General features: G+C 61.8%; 13 protein-coding genes and 1 pseudogene. 11 read left to right on the top strand and 3 right to left on the bottom strand.

The window, feature by feature from the left end:
• Positions 1-244: 244 nt before the first annotated feature.
• The gene (locus tag ON34_RS23365; protein ID WP_051023015.1) at positions 245-1,264 is read left to right on the top strand and encodes a serine hydrolase domain-containing protein; all 1,020 of its coding nucleotides are present in this window, start codon (positions 245-247) and stop codon (positions 1,262-1,264) included.
• 17 nt (positions 1,265-1,281) lie between these two features.
• Here the strand turns inward: ON34_RS23365 and ON34_RS37220 are convergent, their stop codons facing one another.
• On the bottom strand, positions 1,282-2,040 hold the full coding sequence (locus ON34_RS37220; RefSeq protein ID WP_218003926.1) for a hypothetical protein: 759 nt from the start codon (positions 2,038-2,040) through the stop codon (positions 1,282-1,284).
• Positions 2,041-3,575: 1,535 nt separating this feature from the next.
• On the opposite strand from ON34_RS37220, the gene ON34_RS23350 reads away from it, so the two are divergent.
• The 3 genes from ON34_RS23350 to ON34_RS23345 all read left to right on the top strand — a co-directional run bounded on the left by ON34_RS23350 (position 3,576) and on the right by ON34_RS23345 (position 7,121).
• Positions 3,576-3,899, top strand: coding sequence for a hypothetical protein (locus ON34_RS23350; RefSeq protein ID WP_040783012.1), 324 nt, complete (start codon positions 3,576-3,578; stop codon positions 3,897-3,899).
• A gap of 327 nt (positions 3,900-4,226) precedes the next feature.
• The gene (locus ON34_RS36265) at positions 4,227-4,598 is read left to right on the top strand and encodes a hypothetical protein (RefSeq protein ID WP_218003925.1); all 372 of its coding nucleotides are present in this window, start codon (positions 4,227-4,229) and stop codon (positions 4,596-4,598) included.
• A gap of 243 nt (positions 4,599-4,841) precedes the next feature.
• Positions 4,842-7,121 carry a hypothetical protein gene (locus ON34_RS23345; RefSeq protein ID WP_157172387.1) on the top strand — a complete coding sequence of 760 codons (2,280 nt, stop codon included), beginning with the start codon at positions 4,842-4,844 and terminating at the stop codon, positions 7,119-7,121.
• Positions 7,122-7,652: 531 nt separating this feature from the next.
• On the opposite strand, the gene ON34_RS23340 is transcribed toward ON34_RS23345, so the two are convergent.
• Positions 7,653-8,222: a hypothetical protein gene (locus ON34_RS23340; RefSeq protein WP_157172386.1), complete on the bottom strand. Its 570-nt coding sequence runs from the start codon at positions 8,220-8,222 to the stop codon at positions 7,653-7,655.
• 1,497 nt (positions 8,223-9,719) lie between these two features.
• On the opposite strand from ON34_RS23340, the gene ON34_RS23335 reads away from it, so the two are divergent.
• From ON34_RS23335 to ON34_RS36260, 3 genes are all read left to right on the top strand, one after another.
• Positions 9,720-10,166 (top strand): YbaB/EbfC family nucleoid-associated protein, encoded by a 447-nt coding sequence (locus tag ON34_RS23335; protein ID WP_157172385.1) that lies wholly within the window; start codon positions 9,720-9,722, stop codon positions 10,164-10,166.
• Positions 10,167-10,297: 131 nt separating this feature from the next.
• The gene (locus tag ON34_RS23330) at positions 10,298-10,894 is read left to right on the top strand and encodes a WXG100-like domain-containing protein (RefSeq protein ID WP_040783002.1); all 597 of its coding nucleotides are present in this window, start codon (positions 10,298-10,300) and stop codon (positions 10,892-10,894) included.
• Positions 10,861-13,716 carry a hypothetical protein gene (locus ON34_RS36260; RefSeq protein WP_157172384.1) on the top strand — a complete coding sequence of 952 codons (2,856 nt, stop codon included), beginning with the start codon at positions 10,861-10,863 and terminating at the stop codon, positions 13,714-13,716. The genes ON34_RS23330 and ON34_RS36260 overlap by 34 nt, the downstream gene beginning before the upstream one ends.
• 196 nt (positions 13,717-13,912) lie before the next feature.
• On the opposite strand, the pseudogene ON34_RS36865 reads toward ON34_RS36260, so the two are convergent.
• Positions 13,913-14,124, bottom strand: a pseudogene (locus ON34_RS36865) (IS1634 family transposase); the annotation flags it as partial.
• A gap of 119 nt (positions 14,125-14,243) precedes the next feature.
• Here ON34_RS36865 and ON34_RS38605 point away from each other — a divergent pair.
• The 4 genes from ON34_RS38605 to ON34_RS33765 all read left to right on the top strand — a co-directional run bounded on the left by ON34_RS38605 (position 14,244) and on the right by ON34_RS33765 (position 17,405).
• Entirely contained in the window at positions 14,244-14,513 is a 270-nt protein-coding gene (locus ON34_RS38605) for a transposase family protein (protein WP_083889673.1), read from the top strand.
• A complete protein-coding gene (locus ON34_RS36250) occupies positions 14,510-14,656 on the top strand; it encodes a hypothetical protein (RefSeq protein ID WP_157172382.1) in 147 nt (48 codons plus the stop codon). Before ON34_RS38605 ends, ON34_RS36250 begins: the two co-directional genes overlap by 4 nt.
• A gap of 105 nt (positions 14,657-14,761) precedes the next feature.
• Entirely contained in the window at positions 14,762-15,778 is a 1,017-nt protein-coding gene (locus ON34_RS38600) for a hypothetical protein (protein WP_040782989.1), read from the top strand.
• Positions 15,779-16,382: 604 nt separating this feature from the next.
• The gene (locus ON34_RS33765; RefSeq protein ID WP_169333892.1) at positions 16,383-17,405 is read left to right on the top strand and encodes a LysR family transcriptional regulator; all 1,023 of its coding nucleotides are present in this window, start codon (positions 16,383-16,385) and stop codon (positions 17,403-17,405) included.
• Positions 17,406-17,555: the final 150 nt, after the last annotated feature.

Here is a 17,555-nt window from a genome sequence, read left to right as displayed (position 1 = left end):
CGCTGGTTGGAGATGTTGCGTGCGACAGATAGATACGAAACAAAAGACCGAGAGCTGAGCTATGGATTTCATGGGACACAAGACTTTCCGGAGTAGTAGCCCATCCGCCGAGTCCACCTACATGTCGTCGTCTGGGCGGTGGCGGCGTGCGATCGCGGCTGCCGCGACCGTCGTTGTGGCAGCTTGCTCCAGCGAAGCACCTGCTGTACTACCCGATTCGCCTCGAGCGGCGCCCGGTGCCGAGTTGATCTTCCCCAGTTCGGCGTGGGAGCGGGTGGCCCCAGCGGACGCCGCCTTCGATGCCGTGGCGCTGAATGCCCTTGTTTCCGAGGCTGCCGCGGCTGAGTCGTCCTGCCTGGCTGTCGTGCGTGACGGCAAGGTCGTGGTTGATGACCACGGACCGGGCCCGGACATGACCCCTCGGGAAGTTTTCTCGGTGACCAAGTCGTTCACTGGGCTTTTGGTGGGCGTGGCGGTGAGGCGTGGCGAGCTGACTTTGTCCGACAAGGTCGCGGACTACATACCGCAGTGGCGTGGGACACCCTCGGAGTGGGTGACGGTAGAGCACCTTCTCACCAACACGTCGGGGCGGGAGTGGGACCCTGCCACCGATTACGGGGCGATGGCGATGAGAGCGGCGGACAAGTCGGCGTTCGCCATCGGGCTCGGCCAGGAGGCTGAGCCAGGCACGACGTGGGTTTACAACAACTCGGCGGTGCAGGTGCTTTCGAAGGTCCTCGAGACGGCAACGGGAGTGCATCCATCCGACTACGCCAAGGAGCACATCTTCGGCCCGCTCGGCATGAACGCCTCCCACCTCGGCCGGGACCGCTCCGGTGGCGCGCTCACCTTCATAGGCTTGAACACGACCTGCCTGGACCTCGCTCGCCTCGGGGTCCTGATGCTCCACGATGGCAAGTGGAAGGGCAGCCAGATCGTGGACGTCGACTACGCGCGGGCCTCGGTTACCCCGAGCACCGACCTCAACCGCGGCTACGGGCGCTTATGGTGGGTAAACGCGGAGGGTGCCGTTGCGGCACCCACACTCGCCACCACCGGGCGAGGCGATCAGGAGACTTTGATGGGGCCGTTCGTCCCGGCTGCTGCGCGAAATACGTTTTGGGCCCTGGGTTTCAACAACCAGACGCTGGCCGTGCTGCCAGAGGCGGGCGTAGTGGCCGTCCGACTGGGGCCGAAGCCGCCTAAGGAGGCGCCCTTTGGTTTCCGAGAACTCACCACCGGTGTGCTCGAGGCAATCCGATGATTCGTCCTGCGGAAACTTCACCAGACCAGGGAAATCGAGCGCTCAAACGATGACGAGGGGTGCAGAATACTCCGACAGATGTCTGCACCGACCTTGTTCGACACACCGGTACCGCGGGACTGCGAGCGGATTCTGATCGCTGGTGCGGGTGGCGGACGCGACCTGAGCGGCTGGGTGTGGCTATATCCGCGATGCGGTGCCGCTGATGATGCGGTGGAACGGTGGACCAGGCCGCGGTCCTGGCGACCCAACTGCTGCGCGAGCACAGGGCCTGAACCGATGACTTCACCCCGGTGGAGGACGCCGCCCACCTCGCGGCCTGGATCGGCGCGCGGGCCGCGCGCTTCGGGGAGGCCACGCCGGAGTCGCTGGACCTCGTCGAGGAGGCCTTCCGCGTGACAGGCCCGGACGACCGGGAGCTGTTCGCCGACGCGGTCTGGCACGTGGGCGAGGTGTTCCGGCAGGGCCTCGGCGGACGGTGGACTCAGGATGCGCCGAGACCGGTCGACACGGAAACGGTCTACCTGCGGCTGGTCGGCCCAGGGCGCGCAGATACGGCGGGTCGCGACATCGACGGCGATCGTGAGGTCGGCGCGGACCGGAACCCCGTCCTCGGCCGGCACCATCACATCGATCGGTGTGGAATTGACCTGGACCTGCTCACCCGGGCGCATCGCGAACGTCGGTGTGAACATCCCCTCCGGCCGGTTGGCGAGCTGGCGGTGCGAAACCGCCGACCCGAAGATGTGCCTTCCGATGGACAACCGGTCGATCAACGCGTAGAACGCTGTCGTTCCCGGCAGTGGCACCACCCCGGGACCGTGGATCTCTTCCACCACTTGGTGACCCGGCGAGTCAGCCGCGACCTGGTCCCCGTCGACTGCCCGGTCTCGGCATCGAGGACCTCACCGATCACCTCCATCAAACGCGGTTCCGCGCGATCGGCGATATCGAATGTGCGGGGTCACCCGCTGGCCGACGATCTTCCCTGATGCGGCAGCTACCGACAGGGCTAGCCCTAGGGTGGTCGGTGCCGTCGAGGGCGAAGTACCGCAGGGTGAATTGGGCTTCGATGCGGTTCCGCCACGAGGAATTCGTTGGGGTTTAGGCGATTTCGACGTTGTTGGCCTCGGCCCAATCGCCGGCGCGGCGGTCGGTTCGGGTGCTCAGATGGGGTGGCCAGACTCCAGGTCGAGAACGGCAGACCGTGCTCGGTCGGGGTGGACTTGGCGATCTTCTTGATCTCGCGCCGCTCGGGCAATGTGAACCTTTTCGGTCGTCCCCCTGCATATTTCGGATACAGCGACGCGAACCCGTCGGTGTTGAAGTTGTGCAGCACATCCCGCACCCGGTCGGTACTGGTGAAACTCACCCGGAGTGTCCCGAACAAGGCAAAGGTTTACTGATGCGGCACTAGGTCGGGGCCGAACAGGCTGATGATGCGTGCATGGCCACCGATAAGATCTGATGCAACGGCACAGGTTCTCGGCTTTGCGGTGGCGAGACTCGGCCATCGGCGCCCGCAGCGCACCGACGGCCGGGACACCGAGCTGCGCTGCAGGAAATGTGGGATGAGACTACTTCATCTATTCGGACAACGATACGATGGTCCGTCTACAATTTCGTAAGACTGTTTAATTCAACGAAACAGCCGAGCGGGTCGTTTCAGCTCGCGCTGCATGCCGCTGTGGGGGTATGATTTTCGCGTAATCGGCGATCGGAGCGATCGCATTGACAACGGTCGGGTGATCAGAATGAACAGCGGTATCGCGACGTTATTTTCCCGAACAGTTCGGTGTCACGCATGTGATCGAGATTGTGCCCGGTTACGGTGAAATACTACCGATCGGCACGCACTTCTGGCCGTATTGGCAAGCACCGCTGTATGGTTCATGGCTTGTACTCGCCTGTGGCCTCGTTGTCGGTTACCGGGACACGCTACTCGCAACCGCGGTGACGGCACTGGAGACTTGGGGAGCACCGGGGGATGGCAGTGAAGTTCCTTCGGGTGGGTCCGGCCGGATCTGCAAGGTGTTCAATCCCGACTACTCGGTAGGGCTGGGGTGTGACCAGAACGGCAGGATCGTCGGCCTGCACCTCGGCGACCAAGTGCGGGAGAACACCGACAGTTGGCTTGCTTGCGAAATTCGGAGAGTCGTTAGATCGGCTCACCTGAACGCTCGGGCTGGTTGGCGCGCGGAACTGCTGAGCCGCGGTGCTTCGCCAGTCGTCGCCGATGCGTTGGAACTGCCCACCCAGAAATGGGGATGCGGGAGAATCGGAAGAACGGTTGGAAGGAGTGTTTGCCGATATGACCGACAAGCTGGTGCACGATTCGGGCGAGATGTGCAGGAAGGGCGCCGACCAGGGCGCCGCAAGCACGGAGTCGTACCGGCGGGCAGAAGGTGACCCGCCTTGGGAAGCCGACATCGAGGAAATGTTCGGCAAGGCCGCCCACTACTTCAACCTGGGTATCAAGCGGTATCTGAAAGACAGTAGCGCCGCTTACACCGAGGTCGGCGACAAGCGAGTCGCTGTGGAGAACCAGGCGTATTCGAGTGCGATGGAACTCGATAATGCGGATGTCGAGGGCGCCGGGAGCGTGCGCCGTGCAAAACGCATGCTTGACGTGTAAGGCTCACTGGTGTTCTGGTGAGAGTACTGTATTCGATGACTGTTCCTCACCTGCGCGGGCGTTGCATCACGGGAAGAATGAAGTCGTCAACACGCTCAGGAAAGCGCCTGAGGGCGCGTCGAACGTCGAACTCCGGTTCGACGACGAGTCGTGATTTTTCATGCTGGATCGCGCGACCTTGAGCTGAAATACTCCCAAGGTCGCAGCGGAGGTCGGAGTGCCTGGACCGGAGGCCGCAACCGATGATGGCCAAGAACGCTCTGAGCTAGCTGAGCAATCAGAACCGGCTTACCGGCAATGACAGGGCTGCGAAGGCTAACAATTCGCGTGAGGACCGACAACGAGAACGGAAGCCGAACCGCACAGCTCAGAAGGCCACAGCGAATCCCACTACCCAGACAGCTCCTCGGCGCGGTGGCGCCGACCTATGCTGGTGTTCCGCCGCCGGTGACGACACCGGGCGCGATGGATGTCCCGATCCGCGTCGGCGCAGACAACGCGGTGAAGATCGTGGCGCCCGGCATATCCGCTGGCTCGAAAGATCATTGCGAGACTGCTGTTCGTTCTGATCACCCGACCGTTGTCGATGCGATCGCTCCGATCGCCGATTGCACGAATACCGTAAACCCTGAGGGTGTTCGGTGCGCGCCGACCGGCCTGCTCAACCGTTTCGCTGTATTAAATAATCCTACGACATAGTGAACGGACCGGCCTGTCTTTATCTGAATGGCTGGAGTAATCTCGTCCCATATCTCCTGCAAGGCAGCAGATCAGCCGCGATCGCCGATATTGCTGAGGGATATGCGGAAATGCCCGGCAATGTGCAGCCGCATCGAACATTATCGGTTGTGGCCCGTGGGAACTTGTCTGGCGGGAGTATTTCCGTCACTGTTCCTTAGCGGCGGGCGTTGCATTACTACACGTGTGATCGGGGTTGTACCGGTGAGCGATGAGAAAAAGGAGTTCAAGCCGGGTGAGGAACTCGGCGTCGGCGATTGGGTGTACTCCGAGGACCTCAGATATCGCATGGGGATCAAGGATAATGCGCTCGTCGTCGAGTGGGTCGATCCCAGCGGCGACGAATCAAAGAACGTAGTCGTCAACACGATCGGGAAAGTACCTGAGAACGCACCAGCGGAGAATACCACTCTCGAGTTCGACGATGAGAATTGGGCTCATGATGGACAACGTAACCTCAAGCTGAAATATGACCTGGGATTTTTTGACGGACCTCATGCCGCCGAGACGTTTGGTCCGAAAGACGGCGAAAAAGATTGGGATGATGACGACGACGAGATGCCGGATAGGATTGTCGTCTCCAATGATGGTACGGTGGTGGCCCTACGGGGCAATCCGCCCGCGGATTCGAATGGCAATGTCGGCCCGGGGACTCCTGGTTACGTCACGCATTGGGGAAACCCCGATGCGAGTCCGAATAGGGGCCGGCCGGAGACGGGTCAGGAACTCAAGGGCGTCACGCTCGAGTTCGTGATTCCGGAAGATGGAATTAAACCTTCGGCGGCTCTGATGGCATGGCGGGACTTAATGAACGGTAACCTGGCATATCTCAGGGCTCAAATGGGTAAGATAAATCCTAGGATGCCGAAGGATTCGATGTTGCCGAAGTTATTGATGGACACGAAGAACAACAAAGGTTTGAGTTGGCACCTCGATGACAGTCGTCTCGAGAACCTCGAAGGTGCTACGGCGGATGCCTTCAATGAGACCGTCTTGGAAATCGGGTATATGAATTCCTATTGGCAAAACGAAGATATGAATAAACTCTTCGAAGCGGCTGGCGCGGTTTCGGTTATGAACCTGGATTGCATCCAGCGGATGCACACCGCCGTTGCTGATGCCAACGATGCGATTGCGGCAAGCTTGACTGGGGAGCCGACCGCAATAGAAAAGCAACGTTGGGACGACTGGAAGAGGGAGGGGTCGGAGGAGGAGGTGCAGAAAAAGGAAGATTATCAATTCAAGGATTACTGGGGAAAAGCTGGTATTCAAGACCTGGTCGAAGAACACGCTATCTATCGGATAATGCGTGATGCGGTCGTCGAATGCAGGGATCAAGTCATCAAATACGTGAATAGAACCACTGACTTTGCGAAAACGCATGGGATAGAGCCCGAAGAGAAGGAGGGGGATGAGGGCAAGGGGGATGATGACGGCAAGGGGGATGAAGGGGGCAAGGGGGATGAAGGGGGCAAGAGGGATGAAGGGGGCAAGAGGGATGAAGGGGATGAAGGCGGGAGTAACGGGGGCAACAATAGCACCGGGTACAGCGGTGGATACAATGGTGCTCCGGATACTTTTACGCAACAAGCTGGACTTCAGGAGGATTTCGGCCCCACGTTCGACGATTTGGGCCTGGGTACTTCGGACACCGCGGATTCTGCAGACAGTACTCAGCCCATTCAGGATGGCAGTAGTGGTGGCATGTCGTCGGGCATGGACCTCAGTTCTCTGATCGAGGCGGCGGGGCAGGGCCCCGGAACCGGGCTGGGTGCCGGTATGGCGACCGGGATTGCCGATGGTGCTGCCGAGAAAATCGCGATGTTGAACGCTTTGGGGAATATGGGTAACCAAGGAAACCGTCCTCAGTTCGGCGACGACAGAGGCTATGGCGACCGGGATTCGCGCGACGACCGGCAACGCGACTGGAACCGCCAGGCGCCTGCGGCCACTGCCGATCCCGCTGTTCACACAACTTCTCCCGTTGTGACGGCCCCGACCTATGCGGGTACTCCGCCGTCGATAACGACACCGGGCGCGGCGGTGGATGTCCAAATCGGCGACTCAACGGTGAAGGCGCCGCAGGGTCCGGTGGCGGAGGCTTTGCAGAAGCAGGTGCAGAATGTCGCCTTCGACGCGAAAGCCGCATACGCGGGAACTGCGGGTGAGTTGACCGCAGATCATCCGCCATCGATCGTCGATGATCTCACCGAGCTGCAGACGGGCGATTACGTGGAGTGGGAGAGATTCAGCGCGCTGATCGTCAAGGACCAGAATGGCCAGCTGAATATCCTGGATAACGGTCGTCTGGTTCCCTTTGATCCCAATAACCCTCCGCTGGGGGAGAAGTACGGCAATTTCAGGGGCTACTTCCACCCGACTGGCTTGGATGTCGGCAATGCCTCCCCGACGGCGCCGCCTCCGGCGACCGTGAGGACGGCACAGCCCGGCGGCCCGCCACCCATCTCACCACCGCAGATCTGAACGGCCAGGAGCGGTGGCTCCCCGAAGAAGGATATCGTCATCGCGGCGGTCGGTACGAGTGATCCGATGTCGGGGTTGGGATATGAGCCTCGTCGGAGCGGATCCGCCAGTGCGGGCGCCGTCATCGGATACGACGGGATCAGCGCGGCGATGTCGTGGCCCAGAACCTGGAATCGCGAAAACCTGTTCATATCGGGCATACGTCGTTATCCGGGGCGATCCGCGAGGAACAGCAAGAGGAAGGCGCCTGTGGGCACACCACAGTCGGCACCGATTCGATCAGCCCGGATTGTGGGCTACGGAGCGTCTCGTGCCGACCAGATGTCCTGATCAGTGCGATCGACGTGGGCGGTGACTTCGTCGATCAGTACAGTCTTCGATGAAGCCATCGCCGACAAGCCTTCACAGCGGTCAGGTGATCCCGCTGTGAAGCCCAGTCCCATGTCGAATCTCGCCATCATCGACTTGTAGGTTTTCGATCGGGTCGATCAAGCTCACCTACTCGCGAATCGCTTATGCTGGTCTCGGGAATTACTCAGGCAGGTAGAATTTGATTCCGAACTCTGCCGCGAGCACGCTCAGCGCCTGCGGGTCTCCGAATACCGCCTGCATGCCGAAGTTGATGTCGTCGGAATCAACACCACACCATCGTGCGGATGAATCTCGCGGCAAGAGATCCTCCAGGCCGTAAGAGAATACCATTTGAGTTTCTATGTCTTCCTCATCGTTATGCGCAATGTTCCATTCATGCGGCTGGCCATTGCATAGGAACCGCAGCACGTGGTTACCGACGGTATCGTCGACCAACTCGATATCGGTGATGCTCAGCAGCCCACGCGTGCAAGCCGCGACACACTCGAGCTCTTCTCGGTAGACCTCGCTTCCGCCGCATGCGTCACGGAAGGTCTTGTAGTCGGTGGTGTACCGAATTCCAAGTTCATCGAGCAGGTATAGCACGGCTTCAGACTCGGAATCACCGAAGTAGTCCAGTTTCTCGTCGAGGAGATCCGCCTGGATTCCCTGCTCAACAGTCGATTCGGCGACGAGGCCGAGTTCCACAATCCTCGCCGTCACCTGACGGACGGTAAACGAAGAGTTCATAGGGACAGTTTCGGATATTCTCAACAGTGGGTATATGGTCTCAGTCGACACGGTCTGTATCGAATCACCGACCACGGATGCTCGATCCCGAAGATGAATCAATCGTGAAAATTGTGAAACTTTGATGAGAAAGCATGAGAGGTGATTGAAGCTTTCATCGCCACTCCTCTAGGCTGGCGGTCGTAATCCAGGTCGGGAGAATCTGTCGTCCCAATGTTGCTCGCTGGAGATCAGTGCGCGAGGGGCAGTTCGTATGCCCTGATATATCTCTCCGAAAGGATGTAGTGATGACTGGCATCTCGATCAATCCGCAGTTCGGCAATGACAGAGAGTGGCCGAACGTCATAACGGTCTTCCGCGACGACTATGGCTGTGGTGTACGCACACGATGTGGCGGTCGGGATGTGGTTGGACGAGCGGTGAGAGCGTCAGCGTGAGTACCGTCTTTTCGCTCGAGACCGGCGAGTTCGCCGGGCAGGCGTCTGCCTTCACGAATGCAGGTGATGATCTGGCGGCGGCAGTTCACCGTCTGCGGATGGTGATGGAGTGTGAAGGCCGGTGCTGGGGTGCCGATGAACCCGGTCGGGAATTCGAGAAAGCGTACCAACCCAATGCGGAGAGAATGGCGCGGAGCCTGCAAAATCTGGCAGCGATCCTGCATTATACCGGAGCGGCCATAAATCAATCCGCGAACGAATTCGATCACCGGGACTTCGACAATGCTCGCCATGTGGCGGGGGCCAGGCCGGGGGCAGCGGTCGGGGATAGTGCGTTGCTGGGGCATCGCCCGCCGGACCTCTACCATGATGCGTTACAGCAACTGCCAACCGGCACGGGGTCAGGGCAGCCGCTGTCGGCACATCCCGCCGATCGGCCGGCCATTTCGGGCTCAGCGGCCGGTTCGCAGGCACCAGGAGAATCTACTGACGCCCCGCTGAACAGCCGAACCGGTGCGGCCGCACTAGATTCCGGGATTCCGGCCGAGCCAGGCGCGATCACCTCGGGCGCTCCGGCGGCCCCCCACAGGCAGGCGGGCGGTGCGCAGCCCAGCGTCAGCGTCAAACCCCAGACGAACCCGATCACGAACCCGCTCGGCCTGGCGCGAATGAGCGGACAAACGAGTGGCCGGTATCGGGTCGGCGGCGCGGATGCATCCGGGCACCGGCCAGCGGTCGTGACAGCGCGACCTGAGCGGGGCGCCGCTGGTGACGAGGAGATTATGCGGCACCCTTGGGCCAGGCCGGGCCAGGTCGGGCCACGACGCGGCGAGCGCGAAAAGGACCGGAGACGCCGGGCGGCGGTCGTCGGCCCCGACGTCACCGATCGGCCGCCTGTCATACACAGCGCGATGCCCGGCCAGTCAGTCTCAACGGCTCCGCCGGTCGACCGGAAGCCGGGACCTACTCCGTGGTCGAAGCGCGGGGCCGCTGATTCCGCCCGCACAGCAGGTACCGCTCGAGGAAAGGACGCCAGATGAACCGGCCCAACCTGGAAGAGTTGTATTCCGCGACCAACGAAATGAAGAGCCGGGTCAATTCGTTGCTGGACGGGCTGGACCGTCTGCGAGCGGATTTGCCAGGTGTCTGCGAGCGTCTGACCGCATCACGCTCGTCCGCGTGGTCATCCGATCACCTGGTCGAGGTGACCGTCGATGTCTACGGAGTTGTCGTCGCCGTACAATTGGCGGCCAACGCGTGCGGGACCAGCACCCCGGAACGATTGGCCCGATCCATGACGGAGGCGGCCCGAGCGGCGGCCGCATCGGCCCGGGAACAGCTGGCGGAGATTGTTGCTCCCCTCTCCGAAGCCTATGACCTGCCGGATTTGCCCGATCTGTTCCCCGGCGCATCGAGCCTGCGTGAGATCCGCGACGTCATCGGCGCGGCTGTCCGGACCGACACGTCGGCCGTCCATACGAACAGTGGACTCGAGCGAGAAATCTGAATGGGGTATATCGGGGTGTCGACAACGGCATGGGGGCTTTCACCGAATAGTGAGCACGAGTGGATAGTCGAGACCGGAGGGTGTCGAGCACTGATTGATGGCGTCGACGGCCGATACTGTCTTGGCGTCCGATGACATTGGAGATTCCGCACGAAGTCCGGCCGTTGGTCGAGGTGGTGGGCGGTCCCTGGCCCGAATCCGATGAGGACGCAATGCGCCGATTGGGCGCAGCATGGATCGAGACGGGCGACGCGCTCATCGCGGTGTCCCAGCTGACCGGTGCGGCGCGCGGCGCGGCGTTGGCGGCGATTTCCGGGGAGACCGCGAAGGCATTGGCCGAGCACGGTGTGGATCTCGATGGCGATCTGCAGATGGCGGCAAAGAATTGCTACAGCATCGGCGAGCAGTGCTACCGCAGCGCTTTGGATGCCGAGTTCTGCAAGTACGTCATTATCTGTTCGTTGGTGGTGTTGGCGGCGGAGCTGGCCTTCGCTGCGTTCCTCCCAGGAGTGGGTCAGCTGCGCGCCGCCGCGGCGACAGCGGAAACGCGCGCGGCGGTATGGGCGGCGGTGCGTGCGCTGATCACCAAACTGGGCCGCCACAGTGTGGTGCTGGGCGCGATGGCGGGTGCGTTGGAGGGCGCTCTCATTCCGGTCGTCGCCGCGTCCTGGCAAATGGGCGAGAGGCATCGCCAGTGGGGGATTACGACTGGCACTACATCGCGATGAACGCCCTAGCCGGTGGCGTGGGTGGTGGCGTGGGTGAAATCATCGGCGCCAAGGCCATGACAGGGATCGATCGCCTCGGCAAAAAAGCCGGTCGAGACTTGGCTTCGTCGACATGGGGCCGGGGCGCCATTCGGCTCGGTGGCGCAGCGGTCGGTGGCGTCGCAGGCGGCGTCGCAGGCGCGGGTATCCTGATCCCCTTCACTGGCGAGTTCGACTTCGGCTGGGACGCGGTGGTGCCCGGGCTGGTTGGTGGCGCCCTTGGTGCCATTGTTCCGGCGGTCCAGCGCGGTCCCGCGGCTCCGATCATGGTTGCGCCGCAAGCGCCTACCGGCGCGCCTCCGCTCCACATAAGGAGAGAGCCCGCCGACCGAGGGCCTGCTGACGGCCAGTCCGCTGACGGAGCGCCTGCCAACGCAGGGCCTCCTATCGACGTCGAGCCTGCCGGCGATGGGAACGCACACCCGCCGGAGCGCGGCCCCGATGACGAGATCCCGGCAGACGCGGAAGGAGAGGTTGGCAGGCAGCACCCGTCTCCGGACTCCCGGACCACCGAGCACTCCTCGGCCCAGACGGATCGGACGGACGCCAGGTCGCCCGACCATCCGAAGCGAGCCCAGCCGGACGAGGACGGCGCTGCCGGTGATGGGGAGACCGAGTCCAGTGCCGGGAGGGACCCGCGACACCAGAAGGAGCCGGATAACACCCGTACCGATGACACGTCAGATGCAGCTCGCCTGAAGCCCGATACCGATCACGATGGGAACGGCACACGGCCGCGGGCTGGGGAACATGGCGAACGACCGCCGCGAGATGCCGGCGATCCACCGGAACAGCTTGGGCGACCCCCGAGCGTTCCAGAGCCGTCTGCCGACACAGGATTGCAGGAATCACGGCCAATCACGCCTTTTGTCGGCGTTGCCGCACCTGCGGCCGACGGAACCCCACCCTCCGCTGATATAGCCGCCGGGAAGTCGCTGGTAGCTGATGGCGGGCCCGTGGCCCAGGCGTATCAGGACAGGAGCCAGACCCGTCTGGCGCAGACTGCCCGAGATTACGAGCAGCAGCGGAGCCAGGGCAATGACGATGGCGGGAAGCCGGCCACCCTGAAGTGGGGGGAGTTGGAGTTGGCGGTCACGGAGGTTGCTGTCGAAAAAATAAGGATGTACCGCTGGGACCTGACCAGTCCGCAGGACCTGAAGAATGCCTTCGCGATGGCGGCGGCGTCAAGGCTCGCCAAGGCGGTGGGCATGCCCAACGCAAAATATTTCGACGTGTATATCAGTAAGGACGCGGTATACATGATGACCTCGCAGGTCAGAAAAGTAAAGGATGTTTCGGGGATGACGGCCGAGGGCGCGCTGAACCATCTCAAGACGAACAAATACCCCTCCGATAAATTGGAAGATTTAAAGAAAGGGATCAAAGAAGTGGGACCCGAATTACGCCAATTGGGTTACGAGAAACTGTTCGATGAAGTGGAGGTCGCGCTGGCCGGTGTCAAGGCGAGAACTGGGGAGGGGACGCCAGAGCATGAAGGGCCACCCAATCCGAATCGGCACCAGATGCCGGCCGATCGGACCGATCACCTCAATCCGAATGAACGTCTCCCTGGTACCCACGGAGAGCACCTCAAACCAATGACAGACTGGCTTGGAGAACCTGGAGAGGCCCTCGATACAAGGTGGAGAAATGGAACCAGAAATCCCATTGGCAGTTACGATGCAGAATATGATTCTGCGGAATATTGGGAAGACGGTGTAAACCCTGTCCGGGCCCAGCGGGACGTGATAATCGCCGCGATTGAATCCGGTAGGCCCGCGGCGATTGAAGTTGTCGGCCCATACATGGTGGATTATTATTCGGACGGTAATATGGTGGATTATTCGGACGGTATCAAAATTGAAAATCTTATCAAGGCGGACAGGGCTGTGCTGGAGTCTACCGCTGCCATGGTGAAATATTTGCGCGGGAATTATCGTGATGCCGACATCCGCATCGTTGCACTATGGGACGATTATAACTTGCAAAATCCGGGCACCGGGAACACTCGGGAGCAGCCCTTCGATGATAATGACGTGGCGCAATTTGAAAAGGATTTCAAGAAGATACTGAGTGACATGGGGCTCCTCGGCGACAAATACTCCCTATTCCAGGAGAGTAAGCTGGTTGCTAAAGCCGAGGAACTGATCGCAGAATTGGAGAACCGTGGGCCGGACAAGGGTGGGCCGGACAAACGTAAATTGGAGGCATTCCGGAAGGATCTGAGCGACGTGCGGGAGGAGTTGGAGGGTGTCGATGCCAAGTACAGGGATGATCCGAATTCGAAGATCCGCCAGCGGGAGAAAAAGATAGAAGAGGCGATCAGGATGGAGGAGGGTCGTAGGCTGATCCGACGCGAGGGCAAAGAGGTCTTCTACGTCAACTACCGTCCGGAAAACGCACGGCACTTCACATTCAGCCTGAAAAAGGCGGATGGAACGTTTACATGCGAGGCGCTCGATTTCGCCAAGGTGGTTACGTTACTCGAGCAACTCAAAAATGACACCAAGGCAAAGGGCGACCCGGTGATGGTGGTGACGCTGGGTTCGCACCTGCGCCCACAACAGGACAACCTGTGGGAGTTGTTGCGTAGCTATGGTGTTCGGCCGGATCAGTACCACAACTACTTCCTCGACCCCGAGGCGCCGCGCGATGCACAGGTGGAATATCTCCTTAAGGACCTGGGTAAAGTCGCCGCCCTCGTCCTGGTTTTCTCTACCTCGATCGCGGCACTCACCCTCGACCGCGAAGACGAAAGGGAAACACCGGTCATGGTCGCATGACCGACCTGATCACCAACGACGCCTGGGGTCTTGTGCGCACAGCTGGTAGCTGACCGGCCCCGATCCGCGCTGGAGCCACCGAACAGGCTCGTCACCGTCGCCGGGTGACTGGGCGGCCTGGGCCAGCCGTAGATCCGTCGCTGACGGTCGTGGCGGCGCGGGGCACACTGGCGATGCGGTCCTGACTTCGGTCAATTTAGTGCGCACGCCCGTAGGGCGTGTGGATCTTGGCGAGGGCCTCGGCGAGATCGGTGGGTAGAGGGTCCGCGGCGTTGAGGTTTGGTTCCCGGCGCGGATCGTCACGGTGCGGTAGCGGCGTGCGGTCTGGACGAATTTTCTTATGCCCCAGTCGGTTTGATGTTCGATCCAGTGGCTGACGGCGAGGGCGGCGAACACGATGTTCAGGTGACGGCGCTCGCTGAAATGGCTCCGGCGCGAATTCTGTGATGGCGCAGTTCGGCGTGTTGCCACCTGATCGGGGCTCGGGGGAGTGAAGCTGCAGTGCGTGTTTTGGTGATGCGGCTCGAATGTCGTTGCGGCACTTGGTTGATCTGGTCATCGTAGACGTTCGGCGGGACCGGAATGTCGTGACGATCGAAGCCGCCGTTGCGGCGGGATCAGGGAGCTGCCCGCGATGTGGAAGCGACTCGGTACGGGTGCATTCCTGGTATTGGCGGCAGCTGGCGGATGTGTCGATCGCGGGCAGCGCGGTGGTACTTCGGTTGCGGTTCGTCGGTTCTTCTGTCCGAATACCGGTGGTGCGGCAAGGACTTTCGCTGAGCAGGTTGCTGGTTTGACGGTGAAGTGGGCGCGTCGGACGAATCAGCTGGCATCGACGCTGACCAGGATCGCGTTGGCGTTGGCGGGGCGGGCCGGTGCCCGCCTGGCCGACCGTGCCAAATTCGACCTGCTGCGCGTCCGGACCCTGCACCCCGGCTGATTCCACCGGCCGGGCGGGGCTGGCAGGACGGGCCGGGTGGCGAACATGCGACGACGCACACCCGAGCCCGAACCCGGCCCGATGCGGATACAGCACACCCCAGGCATGGCGAATGAGATGATGCGCGAGCTCGCGCCGTTCCTGGCCGAGGAAGGCATCGACGTCGACAACATCGACATCCCGGACCTGGAGACGTTGAACGCAGCGTTCGCCCGCGCGGTCGAACGGCACAACATGATCCAATCCACCCCGGTCGGCGCCGCCCGTGACAACACCCTCACCACCCTGCGCGGGGTCATCTTCGCCCTGATCAACGGCGACGATCCGGCAGCGACCGAGTTACTCGACGCGATACCACCCACCGCCACCAGCCGGGACGCCGCCACCGTCTCCGGCAGCATCGGCGTCGGCACCGGCCTGCTCGACGACTGGCTCTCCGGCCGCAACCTCCACGCACCGAAAGGACTGGCCGCCGCCGTGCGCCTGCCCCGCGGGCATTGGATCGGCGAACGCGCCGCCACCGACTTGCTCGCCCTGGCCCGAAAACACCGTGCCTTCGCCAAACAAGACGCCGTCATCGCCAGCCAGGGCGGCCTGCACGTGCTCTACGGCGTCGCGCTCGCGCTCACCGGCACCATCACCACCTGGGCGAAACTCACCGACACCCCGGCCACCGAAATCGCCGACACCCACATCACCCGAGCATCAACACATTTCACGGATTCTGCGCCAGAGCCACCCGAGCGGCCCTCCGCGGCCAGCTCGTCTGCCCGGCGCAGCTTCCGCATGATCTCCTCCGCGGAGTGCCGCTTCCGTCCAGCCGTCTCCCACAGTCCCTTCCAGCCCTTGATCAGGGCCAACAGGAGTCTAATGCCAAGCGGCCTCATTCACGGGGGACGGACCAGTATGCTCCGGAACGAAGAACGAGTCGAAATTCCGCTCTTCAACGGCTTCGGTCGCCGCGGCGGGCGTGATACCCCGGTCGTCGCTGAACAGAACGATGCCGAAGCGCATTGGCGGTACCTCTTTCGAACGGATTCAGTTTTGGCGGCGATGATCCCGGCGCGGCTTTCGCAAAATCTGCCGTGTCGAGCGGCGCCGATGCTCACCGGACCACGATAGCGAACCGACCGTTGGCACGCAGGTTTGTCGCGAAAGCGACGAGCAGACCGGCCGCCGGCCGAACCGCAGTGAACCCGTGACGATTTCACGGCGCACGAGATCGAACTCGAACCCGGGACCATCTGAGAAAGATGAGGAACCGGTGAGAAATCCTTCTCGTACAACTTCGGATGTGTCCGAGTCGAATTAACGTTGACGCAGTGGCGCACTCTCATGGGTGTTCCGGCTGCTGGCAACGTAATGCGGGAGTTATCGATGAACATTCGCCGTTCGAATGTCGCTCACACACAACGGCTGCGGTGTCGACGTTCGCGGGCGCTGCGGCCTGGACGTGGGCGGTGCTGGTGTGGCTGGACCGGTAATGAGAGCGTAAGTAGCAGGTTTTGCTTGCACTGGGCGAATGTCGGGCAGGCATTTGCGTTTCACGAACTCCGGTAACGAGCTGGCGGCGGCAATCCATCGCTGGCAATCGGTGATACGGGTGAACGCCATTGTCTGCCAGACGAACTCGCCCGCACACGGCGGGCGGACCAGCGATGGACCTCGTCCGATCAAGGCGGTGATCGGCCGCCGCTTCCGCGTCTCCGACCGGTGTCGGCCGGTCGTGGTCCACGCCGCCGATACGACGATGGAACGGTACGAAAAGCACATGGAAATGCGGGATATCGAGGTATTCCTGGCCGTGGCAGAGGAACTGCACTTCCGCCGGGCGGCCCGGCGACTGTACTTGAGCACCGGTCGGGTAAGTCAGACGGTGCATGCGCTGGAAAAGGAGCTCGGTGGATTGCTGTTCACCCGAAGCTCCCGCCACGTTCAGCTGACCTCGCTGGGCGAGCAGTTTCGTGTCGATGCGGCTCGTGGGCTGCATCAGTTGCGCAGTGCCGTCGCACGGGCCCGGGCCTCGGCGGACCGGCACAATGGCGTGTTGCGGGTCGGCTACGCCGCCGCCGTCGAGGGACCACTGGCCACGGCATTGGCGACCGGATGTCAATCCCGACACCCTGGTGTTCACGTAGTCACAGTCGCGCAGTTCACCAGCACAGGATTCGAGCCATTGCGTCAACGCGCTATCGATGTCCTGCTGGTCTGGTCTCCCGGCGGCGACGAACAGGCTGTGACCGGAGAGGGCCGGGTTGCCGGTCCGGTGCTGGCGACTGTCCCCCGAGCAGTGCTGGTGTCCGGCGATCATCCGCTGGCCGCTCGCACCGAGGTGAGTGTCGAGCAGCTCGCCGATTATGAGATTCTGGACGTGCATGCGGACGCGCCCGATGATTTCGCTATGGTGTGGACACCATCGTATGCCCCGTCGGGACGACAATTGCGCCGCATCGAGTCCGATCCAATGGCGGTGTTCGGGCATGGTCCGACGAGTGTCCTGGACGTAATGACCGTGGTCCAGCGCTCCTGCGTCCCATATTTTACGGTTGCGACTCTGCTGAGCTGCCATCCATACGCTGGCTTGACCTTGGTTCCGGTGTCGGATCTGCCGCCGTGTGTCCTAGTTCCCATCTGGCATAGCGAGTTCGAGACCGACACCGTCCGTGCCTTCATCGACGTTGCCGTTCGGTATCGACCGATCGCCGCAGTCGACCCGGCGCGGCATTCGTTTGCTCGAAGTATCACCTGATTCGGATGACTCCGCGAACGCGGTCCGTCGATCGTGCGACCTCATCGGATCCGAGTTCGGTGGTGGGGCAATGAGTCCGGCTTGATTCGTCGCCTATCGCAGCGGCGACGCCAGCTGGCTACGAAGTAGTAGCTCAGGGCCGCATCGCAC

Origin of the sequence: Nocardia pneumoniae NBRC 100136, from assembly GCF_000308755.1 — a bacterium.
Taxonomy (GTDB): Bacteria; Actinomycetota; Actinomycetes; order Mycobacteriales; family Mycobacteriaceae; genus Nocardia; species Nocardia pneumoniae.
Note: the sequence above shows the minus strand (reverse complement) of the source record. Positions and strands in the feature narration are given on the sequence as shown.